This is a genomic window from Micromonospora sp. DT4, assembly GCF_049841675.1.
GTDB lineage: Bacteria > Actinomycetota > Actinomycetes > Mycobacteriales > Micromonosporaceae > Micromonospora.
On the sequence record NZ_JBNCKT010000140.1, the window covers coordinates 1 to 11,579 of the forward strand.

Consider the following 11,579-nt stretch of genomic DNA (forward strand, 5'->3'; position numbering starts at 1 on the left):
CCCTGGACCGACCCCGGAAATCCCACTGAACAAGACATCCAACCTGAAATCGACCAAGTAAATCTCGCACGGGCCCTTAGCGATTCCTTAAGATCCGCAGGCTGCACCTGAATCCCCCTACTGGAGGAATCCCCCTCATGCTCACGCACTCCACCCGGCGCTGGCTCGCCGGACTGGGCGTCGCAGGCGCGTTCGTCGCCGCCTCCGCCAGTCCGGCCCTCGCCGAGGGCGACCCTTTCAGGATCGTTGCTCAAGACATCCTGACCACGCCGGACCACGGCGGCTTCGCGTACATCTACACCGAGCCGACTGACTTCGACAAGCCACACCAGTTCGGCCACACCACGCTCGACTTCGACTTCTCTGGCATTTACGACTTCGCCACGCTTGAGATGCCAGGTGAGGGCTGGGACTGGGCGTGCGAGACCTCGGGCCAGGTCGTGCACTGCGAGACCGATTTCGCCGAGGACGACACGCCTTGGCTCGGCATCCAGGTCTACGGCAAGCCCAACGCCACGCCGGGTCAGACGGGTCAGCTAAAGCTCGCGATGACCTCCGGCGGAAAGACGGTCAAGGGGACTTCCACCGTCACCGTCGCCGAAAGCGTCGACCTTCAGACCGTTCCAGAGGCCAGCGTCAGCGGCGCGCCCGGCACCGAAGTGAACATGCCGACGACGGTTCGCAACGGCAGCGAGACGGTCAGCCAGGGCGCGGTACTCCTGGTGAACGGCGACTACCTCGTCAGCTACGTGGGCCACTACTCGAACTGCCAACTGATCGACAGTTCGGGGGCGCTCTGCACCTTCGACGAGGAGTTGAAGCCAGGCAAGAGCTACCGGCTCTCCAACAAGCTGCCTTTCCAACTCGACAAGGACCTCCGGACCAACGCCGATCTGCTGACGACGGGCGTCTGGTGGACCAAGGACGATTGGGAGATCGTCAGCAGCGACTGGCCACGGGATGGCGAGCCGGGCGCGGGCGAGAAGCTGCGCCTCGTGGAGCAACCCGAGGCTAAGTCGCTGGCGAAGCAGACCGATCCGGACCAGATGAACAACTACACCGAGATCTCGGTGAAGGTGACTGGCGATAACCCGGCTGATCTCGGCGTCAAGGGGGCGACGGCCAGCGGCAAAAAGGGTGATGTGGTCCAGGTGCGGACGTCCGTAACGAACCTCGGCCCTGCCCTGCTCGAGTACCAGGGGCGTCCGGCGTTCCGGGTCAAGATTCCCGAAGGCACCACGGCGGTAGAGGTCTCCAGCGAATGCCAGCCCTACACCTCGGACGAGGAGTGGGATCAGTGGAACGGCAACTGGGGTGAGCCGGGCGCAAAGGAGTACGGCTGCCAGATCACCGAGAGCCCCAAGGGTTTTGAGAACTGGTACGAGTTCAGCGTCCGCATCGACAAGGTCGTTCCGAACGCCTCGGGTGCCGTCACGGCCAAGCTGGCCGGTGACCCGAACAAGAGCAATGACACCGCCAAGATCGTGATCAACCCGACCACCACTGGCGGCGGCAACAACGGTGGCCAGGGTGGCGGTGACGGTGGCTCGCTGCCGATCACCGGTCAGTCGACCGGCCTGATCGCCGGCCTTGGCGCGCTGCTGCTCGCCGCGGGCGTCGGCGGCTACCTGGTGACCAAGCGCCGCCGGACCCGCTTCGTCGCCTGATCCATCCCAGCATTACGGGTGCCCCGCCGACCACGCTGGTCGGCGGGGCACCGTCGTATCCGGCCAGCGGGTGGTGAGCACCGGTCCGGCGCGGCCGGGGCACCAGGCTTCGGTACCCTTTGTGGCCGTGGACACAGCTGAGAAGACCCGCGCTCTCACGGAGAGCGTCGCCCTGAACCCGCTCGATCCCAAGGAGCTGTTGCAGACCTTCGGGCTGGTCGGCGTCTGGGTGATCCTCTTCGCCGAGACCGGCCTGCTGGTGGGCTTCTTCTTCCCCGGCGACTCACTGCTGTTCCTCGCCGGTGTGGCCGCCTCGCCGGTGGCGGACGCCATCTTCGGCGACGGCACCCGGCTCTCGCTGGCCGGTCTGCTGATCGGGGGGCCGATCTGCGCGATCATCGGCGCGCAGTTGGGGCACTGGCTCGGCGCGCGGTACGGGCGGCGGATGTTCGAACGGCCCAATTCGCGGCTCTTCAAGAAGGAGTACGTCGAGAAGGCCGAGTACTACTTCCAGAAGTTCGGCCCGGCCAAGGCCGTCGTGCTGGCGCGCTTCATCCCGATCGTGCGGACGTTCCTCAACCCGGTCGCCGGGGCGCTGGGCATGCCGGCTCGGCAGTTCCTGCTGTGGAACATCGTCGGCGGGGCGCTCTGGGTGGACGGCATCCTGCTGATCGGCTACCTGCTGGCCGATCGGATCTACCAGGCCATCGGCGACAAGATCGACCGCTACATCCTGCCGGTGGTCGCCCTGATCATCGCGATCTCGGTGCTGCCGATTCTCTTCGAGTTCCTTCGTGACCGGCGGGCCCGCAAGCGCGGCGAGGCGGTCGCGGTCGTCGCGGCGGCCAGCGCCGCGGGCGCGGTCGACGCGGTACGCGAGAAGTTCGACCACGACGAGCACCCGCACGACCGGCGTGGGCACGGCCAGGAGCGCTGATCCGAGGTACGACGACGGCCGGCCCCCTGATCAGGGGGCCGGCCGTCGGCATGTCGGACCCGACCTTCGGCGGTGCGGCCGAGGACGAGCAGGTATCAGCTACCGATGGCGCCACCCCTGGTTCGCCACCGGACACCGTCCCGGAACGGGACGGTGCGCAGCGCCTGCGTCAGCGAGCCTTCTTGGTGGCCCGCTTACGCGGCGGGGTCAGCAGGTCGGCGATCGTCGCGATCGCGCTCGGGACCAGCCGGTAGTACGCCCAGACACCGCGCTTCTCCCGCTCCAGCAAGCCGGCCTCGGTGAGGATACGCAGGTGGTGACTGACCGTCGGCTGAGAGAGGCCGAGCGGCGCGGTCAGGTCACAGACGCACGCCTCGCCCTCGGGGGCCGACTGGATCAGGCTGAGCAGCCGCAACCGAGCGGGATCCGCAAGGGCCTTGAGGACCCCCGCGAGACGCTCGGCATCGGCACGTTCGATCGGCTCACCGGCAAGCGGCGAGATCTGAGGCATAGTCATTTCGGCCAACGCAGTTCCCACGTATTCCATCCTTCCACCAGCAGCATCGATCCGCCTGCATATCAGCAGATCCGAATCGGTAAACTTTTACGCCACAAGGCCGAGGTCAGCCAACGTATAGGCCGCCCGGTACGGCAATCCGGCGGCTCGCACTGCGTCGCCGGCGCCTCGATCAACAATAACCGCCACGCCCACGACTTCGGCTCCGGCCTCGCGGAGCGCCTCGACGGCGGTCAACACACTTCCGCCCGTTGTGGACGTATCTTCGACCGCCAACACCCGGCGGCCGGCCACCTCCGGTCCCTCGATCCGTCGCTGTAGACCGTGGGCCTTGCCCGCCTTGCGCACCACGAAGGCGTCCAGGGCACGGCCGGTCGGAGCGGCGGCGTGCAGCATCGAGAGCGCGACAGGGTCCGCGCCCAGGGTGAGGCCACCGACCGCGTCGTACTCCCAGTCGGCGGTGAGGTCGAGCAGCGCCCGACCGACCAACGGAGCGGCACGGTGATGGAGCGTGACACGTCGCAAATCGACGTACCAGTCTGCCTCGCGCCCCGATGAGAGCACGACCCGGCCGCGGACCACAGCCAGGTCGGTAATGAATTTGCGCAGGTCGTCGTGGTCCCCCATGGCGATAGAGGTTACTGCGCAACTCTGAACGCCTTGTGGACGGGCCTCCCGGACCGGACCAGTGAGGCACCGATGACTGGCGATGTTCGACTACGCTGCGCGACCGGCACCAGAGCGGTGCGCCAACGTCCGATGGTGGCCTTCGCGGCGCGACAAGGCGCCGTCGGCTCAGCGCTCCTCGCGACCGATCCGGCCACGGGTGTCGCGGGAGACCACCTCGAGCAGCCGGCGCGGCGCGTGCCGCAAACCGGCGACGGCCACCTTGTACTTCCACGCCGGGACGCTCACCAACTTGCCTTTGCGCAGGTCACGCAGGGCTTCGTCGACGACGTCCTCGGCTCGCAGCCACATCCACTCGGGCGTCTTGGACATGTTGATGCCGGCCCGTTCGTGGAATTCGGTGCGGGTGTAGCCGGGGCAGAGTGCCATCACCCGGACCCCGAAAGGGCGTGCCGACTGCCCCACGGACTCGCTGAAATTGGTGACCCACGCCTTGCTGGCCGAGTACGTCGAGCCAGGCATCACCGCGCCAAACCCGGCAACCGAAGAGACATTTATCACTGCCCCATCCCGCCGTTCGGTCATCGGGCGCAGCGCAGCCAGGGTCAATCGCATGACGGCGTGCACGTTGAGTCGCAGCAGGCGTGCCTCGTCCTCCGCTGTGGAGCGCAGGAACGGTTTGTTCAGGCTGATGCCGGCGTTGTTGACCAGGAGGTGAACGGGACTGTCGGACGCCAGCCGCTGCTCGACAGTGGCGCAGCCGTCATCGGTGGACAGGTCCGCCGGCAGCGTCTGGACGCCGTGACCGTGTCGGGTGCTCAGCTCCGCAGCCATCCCGGCCAGTCGATCCGCGTCCCGGGCGACCAGCACCAGGTGCCAGCCGTCGGCCGCCAGGCGTCGGGCGAACGCCGCGCCGATACCGGCGGTGGCGCCGGTGACCAGGGCCCGCCGCTCGGTAGTCGTGGATTCGAGCGTCACGGGCGGTCCTCACCTGGGTGGGTACGGGGGCGCGGCCGGCGCCTGCGGTGCGGGCGGAAACGCGGGTGGAACGGACGGCGCGGCGGGTGTCGTGTGACGGTGTCGACCGAACCAGGCGTTCGCCGCCGGCAGGGCCAGCAGCGTGGCTACCACAAGGTAACCGAGGGCCTGCCCGACCGAAAGCCCGGCATTGAGCGGGATCCACCAGGACGGGTACGCGTCCGAGATCAGGCCCAGCAGTTCGGCGGTGGCCCGCTCGTCCGCCCCCAGCCGCAGCGGCGCGGCACGTTCGCCGACGAGCACCGCCACGCTGCAACAGCCCGCCAGCAGGCCGAGCCCGCAGATCACCCAGGTGGCCATCCGCACGCCACGTCGACCCGTCAACAGTCCGAGGGCCAGCCCGGCGAGCACGGGCGCGGACAGCGCGGCCACCACCGCGGTCAGCGCCGCCGACGCGCGCAGCAGGGCCACGACGTCGTCGATCTGCTGCGGGCTGGCCGAGGTGTCCCGGGCCGCGGCGCGGAACGCGTCCACCGTCCGACCCAGCACCGTCAGGTCGACGACGGTGTACGCGAGCGCGCCGACCGCCATCAGCAGCAGCACGGCCGTGGCCAGCAGGACCACGGCGGGCCGGCGGGGCGGTGCCGATTCGGGGTACGACACGACGGATCCCTCCGGTAGGCGTCGGGTTGCAACCTACTCGGAGGGATCGTCGGCGTCGTGCTTATCGGTGGGTCAACTCGTCGACGGCGGGGTCGTGCCGGGGCGGTCCGCCGGCGGCGTGTCGTCCGGCCGGTCCGAGCTGGACGGGTTCGCTGGCGGGGTGGTCCGCTGCTCCGGCGCGGACGCCTGGCCGGGAGTCGACGGGTCCGCCGGTTCCCCGCTCGACGGCTGACCGGGGGTCGGCGGGTAGGCGGGCTGGCCGGGGGTCGACGGGTAGCCGGGCTGGCCGGGCTGGCCGGGCTGGCCGGGCTGGCCGGAAGCCTGCGGGTAGGCCGGGTAGCTGGCGCCCGGGGTCGGCGGTTCCCAGGCCGCGGCTGGCTTGCGGAAGAACTCGTTGGACTTGGGGAGGGCCAGCAGGATCAGTGCCGCCAGCAGCGCCAGCAGGCTGATCACGCCGAGCAGGAGGCTGACCGGGGTGATCCAGGAGGGCAGCGCCTCGTCTAGGCGGCGCTGGATCTCGTCAGGGCTCGGCGTGTCGCCGCTGCTGTTCCCACCGGTGGTGAAGCCGCCGGCCGCCCCGCTGAGCAGGGTGCCACCCGTGCAGCAGACCATGATGCCGCCGACGATCCAGGTGGTGATCCGGGCGCCGTTACGGCCCTGGTTGTTGAACATGGCCAGCACGCCCAGCACGACCGCCAGCAGGAGCACGAGGATGGCGCTGCCGAGGCCGAAGGCGAAGAAGAAGTCCGCGACCTGCTCGGCGCCGTCGGCGGAACTGCCCGCGTACGCCTCGCGGAGCACGTCTCGCGTCTTACCGATGGTGGAGAGGGTGATGATGAGACTGATCACCTGGCACGCCAGGAACAGGTAGAGCAGGTAGCTGGAAATCGTCACGGTGGAGGGCCGTTGGCGGGCCGGCGTGCTCGGGGAGTCGACCACGATTCTCCTTTCCTAGAGCGGGCCCACACCGTATCGGCAACCGGCCACTCCGGCATGCCGTGACGAAAGCGGCGCGCCCGTCGGGTCGTTCAGCGAGCGTCGTCGGCGGGTCGGATCGCCAGGTCGGCCGGGTCGAGCAGGTCACCGCGCGCGACCCGCCAACCCTCTTCGCCGTACGCCTCGAAGGAGAGCCGGGCACGCCCGCCCGACTCGTAGTCGTGGTAACGCATCGTCCCCGCCGCCGGCAGGCCGGTCTCCCCGATGGCGGTGTAGCGCGCCTGCCCGGTCTCGGCCCAGGTGTACCGCCGCCCGCCGAGGTCGATTTCCGGGGCGCCGGGGGTGACTGTCGCACCGGGCTCGGCGGTCCAGAGCACCAACTCCAGTTCGGGACCACCGTCACCCTCCACGGAGAGCCGGTGCGGTGTGCCGGAGGCGTCGTCGAGGAGGTGCTGCACCCAGGTCCAGTCCCCCTCGACCAGTCGGATGGTGCCGCTCACGACGTACTCCTGATGGCGGATCCGCACGCGATCACCCGGTGCCAGCCGGCGGGTCGGCGGGGTGTCGGTGGGCCGGGTCGCGGCCCGCCGTCGGGCGCGCACGACGACCACGAGCACGACCGTCATGAGTACGACAACGGCCCCCACCAGGGACGCCAGCGACCCGTCCACCCGACCACCTCCCCAGGTACGTCGGCGCAGACGGTAACAACCGGGCGCACCGAAATGAGTCGCGTCGTGACCGAAAGCTCAACTACCCGCGACGGGCCGCCGGACACGGCCGACGGGTGCCACCGCAGAGGTGTGCGGCGATCGTCAGGCCGCCGCGAGTCGCTGGGTGGCGTAGTCGCCGAGGGTGGAGCGGCCCATGACGCAACCGACGAAGGTGGTGAACTCGGTGGGATCGTCGCGCAGCGAGGTCCAGGCCGCCTGGGCGGCCGCCGGGTCGGTCCGTTCCAGCAGCGTCGCCGCGTACGCCCGGCCGGCGGGCGAGCCCTCGGCGAGCAGGCGGTCGAGTTGCCGGCGTACCTCCTCGGGGTGGTCGTCGAGTGCGGCCTCGACGCGGCGGTACGCCTCGGTCACCGGCAGCACCTCACCGGCGAATCCCACACCACCGAAGGCCAGCGTGTCGGCAGCCATCAGGTCGTCCGCCGCCGCACGAAGGTCCCGCTCCCACCTACTCATCCCGAACATGCCAGAACCCTTTCCCCACCGGCACGCCTCTCACCCTGTTGATCAAGAGGTTTGCGTCATGGGAAGACGTCCCGATGACGCAAACCTCTTGATCGCGGGACTCAGGCGGGGGTGACCATCAGGGAGGTGGTGTCCGGGTTGAGGTCGACCTTCACCGTGTTGCCGTCCCGGATCGTTCCGGACAGCAGGGCCTTCGCCAACTGGTCGCCGATGGCCGTCTGGACCAGGCGACGCAGCGGACGGGCCCCGTAGATCGGGTCGTACCCGTGTTCGGCCAGCCAGCCCCGCGCCGCCTCGGTGATCTCCAGGCCGAGTCGCCGGTCGGCCAGACGGCGTCGCATCCGGTCGAGCTGGATGTCCACGATGGAGCGCAGATCGTCCCCGCGCAGCGCGGCGAACACCACGATGTCGTCGAGCCGGTTGAGGAACTCGGGCTTGAAGTGCGACCGGACGACGGCCAGGACACCCTCCCGGCGCTGCTCCTCGGCCAGCGTCAGGTCGCTGATCACCGACGATCCGAGGTTGGAGGTGAGGATCAGGATGGCGTTGCGGAAGTCCACCGTGCGGCCCTGACCATCGGTGAGCCGACCGTCGTCGAGCACCTGGAGCAGCACGTCGAAGACATCCGGGTGCGCCTTCTCCACCTCGTCCAGCAGGATCACCGAGTACGGCCGGCGGCGTACGGCCTCGGTGAGCTGGCCGCCCTCCTCGTAACCGACGTAGCCGGGCGGGGCACCGACGAGGCGGGCGACGGAGTGCTTCTCGCCGTACTCGCTCATGTCGATGCGGACCATGGCCCGCTCGTCGTCGAACAGGAACTCGGCGAGCGCCTTGGCCAGCTCCGTCTTGCCGACGCCGGTCGGGCCGAGGAAGAGGAAGCTGCCCGTCGGGCGGTCCGGGTCGGCCACACCGGCCCGGGCCCGGCGTACGGCGTCGGAGACCGCGCTCACGGCCTCGGCCTGGCCGACCACCCGGCCGCCGAGCGACTCCTCCATCCGCAGCAGCTTCGCCGTCTCGCCCTCCAGCAGGCGGCCCGCCGGGATGCCCGTCCAGGAGGCGACGACCGCGGCGATGTCGTCTGAGCCGACCTCCTCCTTGAGCATCGCGCCGTCGGCCTGGAGCTGGGCCAGCTCCTCCTCGGCCTGCGTCAGCTCGACCTTGAGGGCGGGGATGCGGCCGTAACGCAGCTCGGCGGCGCGCTCCAACTCGCCGTCCCGCTCGGCCCGCTCCGCCTCGCCGCCCAGGCGCTCCAACTCCTCCTTGGCGGTGGAGAGCTTGGTGATGTGGCTCTTCTCGGTCTGCCAGCGCTCGGAGAGCACGGTGAGCTGCTCGCGCTTGTCGGCCAGCTCCTGACGCAGGCGCGCCAACCGCTCGGCGGAGGCGGCGTCGGGCTCCTTGGCCAGCGCCATCTCCTCGATCTCCAGCCGGCGCACCGCCCGCTCGATCTCGTCCACCTCGACCGGTCGGGAGTCGATCTCCATCCGCAGCCGGGACGCGGACTCGTCGACCAGGTCGATCGCCTTGTCCGGCAGGAACCGGTCGGTGATGTAACGGTCGGAGAGCGTGGCGGCGGCGACCAGGGCAGCGTCGGTGATCCGTACGCCGTGGTGCACCTCGTAGCGCTCCTTGAGCCCGCGCAGGATGCCGATCGTGTCCTCGATGGTCGGCTCGCCGACCAGCACCGGCTGGAAGCGCCGCTCCAACGCCGGGTCCTTCTCGATGTGCTCGCGGTACTCGTCCAGCGTGGTGGCGCCCACCATCCGCAGCTCACCACGGGCCAGCATCGGCTTGAGCATGTTGCCGGCGTCCATCGAGCCCTCGCCCTTGCCGGCGCCGACGACGGTGTGCAGCTCGTCGAGGAAGGTGATGACCTGGCCGTTGGAGTTCTTGATCTCCTCCAGGACGGACTTCAGCCGCTCCTCGAACTGGCCCCGGTACTGCGCGCCGGCGACCATCGCGCCGAGATCCAGCGAGACCAGCTTCTTGTCCCGCAGCGACTCGGGCACGTCGCCGGCCACGATCCGCTGGGCGAGGCCCTCGACGATGGCCGTCTTGCCGACGCCGGGCTCGCCGATCAGCACGGGGTTGTTCTTCGTACGCCGGGAAAGCACCTGGATGACGCGGCGGATCTCCGAGTCCCGGCCGATCACTGGGTCGATCTTGCCGTCGCGGGCGCTGGCGGTCAGGTCGACGCCGTACTTGCTGAGCGCCTGGTAGGTCTGCTCGGGGTCGGCGGTGGTGACCCGCCGGTCTCCGCCCCGGACGGTCGGGAAGGCGGCGATCAGGGCCTCCTCGGTGGCCCCGGCCGACTTGAGCGCGGCCGACACCGCGCCGCCCACGCGGGCCAGGCCGGCGAGCAGGTGCTCGGTGGAGGTGTACTCGTCGCCCAGGGGGCGGGCGATCTGCTCGGCGGCCCCGATGGCGTTGACGAACTCGCGGGCCAGGGTGGGCTCGGCGATGCTGGAGCCCCGCGCGGCCGGAAGGGCGTCGACCGCCCGCTCGGCGGTCCGGCGCAGCTCGGCGGGGTCGGCCCCGACGGCGCGCAGCAGGCCGACGGCGGTCGAGCCGTCGGTGTCGAGCAGGGAGAGCAGCAGGTGCCAGGGCTCCACTGTCGCGTGGCCACGCTGGTTGGCCAGGGTGACAGCGCCGGTGATGGTCTCGCGGCTCTTGGTGGTGAGTCTCTCAGTGTTCATGGGCTCCCCCGGATCGGCGATCTCCACCGTGTTGGACACAACCAGAGTTGAGCGTATTCCACTCAACCTTAACCTGTGATGCCAGTCACTCCCGGCGACGCCACCGCCAGTCGAACTCCCCGGCCGCCGGGGGCGGGCCGGGCAGTGCGCCCGCGTCCGACACCGTGGACAGGCCGCCCAGCAGCACCGCGAGCTGCCGGCGGCGCAGCTCGCGTGTCCGCTGCGCATCGGGTACGCGAACCGCCGCGCACGCCTCCAACACCAGCCCCAGATCCTGGACGACCACGTCGGGGCGCAGCCGCCCACTGGCGTGTGCCCGCTCGACGAGGGCTGCGGCCAGCTCACCGGCACGCACGGCGTCTCGGCCCATCTCCTCGGTCGGCGTGAACGTGCCGGCCAGGTGGACAGTGAGCGAGTGCACGTCGGCGTCCACCACCCGAGCCAGGAACCCGGCGAAGGCTGCCCAGTCGTCCGGCTCCGCGAGCGCCTCCTCGGCCACGGCGATGTAGCGGCGCAGCCCGTCGTGGCAGAGCTGACGCAGCAGCGCCTCCTTGCCCGCGTACCGCCGGTAGAGCGCGCTGATTCCGACGCCGGCGCGGTCCGCGACGGCGGCGATCGGGGCCTTCGGATCGTCGAGGAAGACGGCGCGGGCGGCTTCGAGGATCACCTCGTCGTTGCGGGCGGCCTGGGCACGGCGGCCGGCCAGGGGCTTCGGGGAGGTCGTCGACATGACCCGAGACTAAGACTGGAACGGATCATTCCGGTCTGCTATCTTCATCACAGAACGAAGCATTCCGTTCTAAACGAGTCCGACCGGGTGACGCTGGGCACCCGTTGCCACTACGCCGCTCACCAGGCGACCGACGTGCTGGTCGGCGACATCCGCGAATTCTTCGCCAGCCTCCGCTGACGAGCGAGTTCGATCCACACGAAATCGCCGATGTAGGGGTGTCCCGGTCGCTGGATGCCCCCACATCGGCGAAGTCGTGTGATCAAGCCCGGCGGGGCAGTCGCGCGGTGCAGGGCGTCTCATGGTCGGCGCGGAGCACGCAGCGCCGGCCACCATCCATCCGCCGGTCACAGAAGACCCAGTGCCGTACGCCCTGGTCGTCCTCGGTCGAGACGGTGATCCCGCCGAGGTCGATCCGGGCCAGGAAGGCCAACGACCGGCCAGCCGTCCGGCCCAGCATCTTGGCACGAGCCAGATCCGGCGCGGAGATCGGCAGGTGGATGACGTAGCGCCCGGTCATCGGTGGCGCACCAGTTCACGCATGAGCGACAGTCCTCCTCGCGGGGGGTGTCCCTATGTTTTTGTCAAGCCGCGATGGCGGCGGGACGTGCCTGGTAGGGCGTTTTGTCGCGGAGCAT

Annotated in this window: 12 protein-coding genes; 2 read left to right on the forward strand and 10 right to left on the reverse strand. The window is 69.7% G+C overall.

What is annotated here, in order from left to right; all coding sequences use genetic code 11:
• The first annotated feature begins 137 nt into the window (after positions 1–137).
• On the forward strand, positions 138–1,667 hold the full coding sequence (locus tag ACLQ24_RS26065; protein ID WP_425894340.1) for an LPXTG cell wall anchor domain-containing protein: 1,530 nt from the start codon (positions 138–140) through the stop codon (positions 1,665–1,667).
• Positions 1,668–1,788: 121 nt separating this feature from the next.
• Positions 1,789–2,604 carry a DedA family protein gene (locus ACLQ24_RS26070; RefSeq protein ID WP_425894341.1) on the forward strand — a complete coding sequence of 272 codons (816 nt, stop codon included), beginning with the start codon at positions 1,789–1,791 and terminating at the stop codon, positions 2,602–2,604.
• 169 nt (positions 2,605–2,773) lie between these two features.
• Here the strand turns inward: ACLQ24_RS26070 and ACLQ24_RS26075 are convergent, their stop codons facing one another.
• From ACLQ24_RS26075 to ACLQ24_RS26120, 10 genes are all read right to left on the reverse strand, one after another.
• Positions 2,774–3,151 carry an ArsR/SmtB family transcription factor gene (locus ACLQ24_RS26075; RefSeq protein ID WP_007454255.1) on the reverse strand — a complete coding sequence of 126 codons (378 nt, stop codon included), beginning with the start codon at positions 3,149–3,151 and terminating at the stop codon, positions 2,774–2,776.
• 57 nt (positions 3,152–3,208) lie between these two features.
• Positions 3,209–3,748 (reverse strand): orotate phosphoribosyltransferase, encoded by a 540-nt coding sequence (gene pyrE / locus ACLQ24_RS26080; RefSeq protein ID WP_425894342.1) that lies wholly within the window; start codon positions 3,746–3,748, stop codon positions 3,209–3,211.
• Between the two features lie 168 nt (positions 3,749–3,916).
• Positions 3,917–4,726 (reverse strand): SDR family NAD(P)-dependent oxidoreductase, encoded by an 810-nt coding sequence (locus ACLQ24_RS26085; RefSeq protein ID WP_425894343.1) that lies wholly within the window; start codon positions 4,724–4,726, stop codon positions 3,917–3,919.
• Positions 4,727–4,735: 9 nt separating this feature from the next.
• Complete coding sequence (locus ACLQ24_RS26090) at positions 4,736–5,389, reverse strand: hypothetical protein (protein WP_425894344.1); 654 nt, start codon at positions 5,387–5,389, stop codon at positions 4,736–4,738.
• Positions 5,390–5,461: 72 nt separating this feature from the next.
• Positions 5,462–6,328, reverse strand: coding sequence for a hypothetical protein (locus ACLQ24_RS26095; RefSeq protein WP_425894345.1), 867 nt, complete (start codon positions 6,326–6,328; stop codon positions 5,462–5,464).
• A gap of 89 nt (positions 6,329–6,417) precedes the next feature.
• The gene (locus ACLQ24_RS26100) at positions 6,418–6,996 is read right to left on the reverse strand and encodes a DUF4178 domain-containing protein (protein WP_425894346.1); all 579 of its coding nucleotides are present in this window, start codon (positions 6,994–6,996) and stop codon (positions 6,418–6,420) included.
• A gap of 144 nt (positions 6,997–7,140) precedes the next feature.
• A complete protein-coding gene (locus tag ACLQ24_RS26105; RefSeq protein WP_425894348.1) occupies positions 7,141–7,509 on the reverse strand; it encodes a hypothetical protein in 369 nt (122 codons plus the stop codon).
• 110 nt (positions 7,510–7,619) lie between these two features.
• The gene (clpB, locus tag ACLQ24_RS26110; protein WP_425894349.1) at positions 7,620–10,211 is read right to left on the reverse strand and encodes an ATP-dependent chaperone ClpB; all 2,592 of its coding nucleotides are present in this window, start codon (positions 10,209–10,211) and stop codon (positions 7,620–7,622) included.
• Between the two features lie 85 nt (positions 10,212–10,296).
• Complete coding sequence (locus tag ACLQ24_RS26115) at positions 10,297–10,941, reverse strand: TetR/AcrR family transcriptional regulator (RefSeq protein WP_425894350.1); 645 nt, start codon at positions 10,939–10,941, stop codon at positions 10,297–10,299.
• 262 nt (positions 10,942–11,203) lie between these two features.
• Positions 11,204–11,461 carry a hypothetical protein gene (locus ACLQ24_RS26120; protein WP_425894351.1) on the reverse strand — a complete coding sequence of 86 codons (258 nt, stop codon included), beginning with the start codon at positions 11,459–11,461 and terminating at the stop codon, positions 11,204–11,206.
• Positions 11,462–11,579 lie beyond the last annotated feature (118 nt).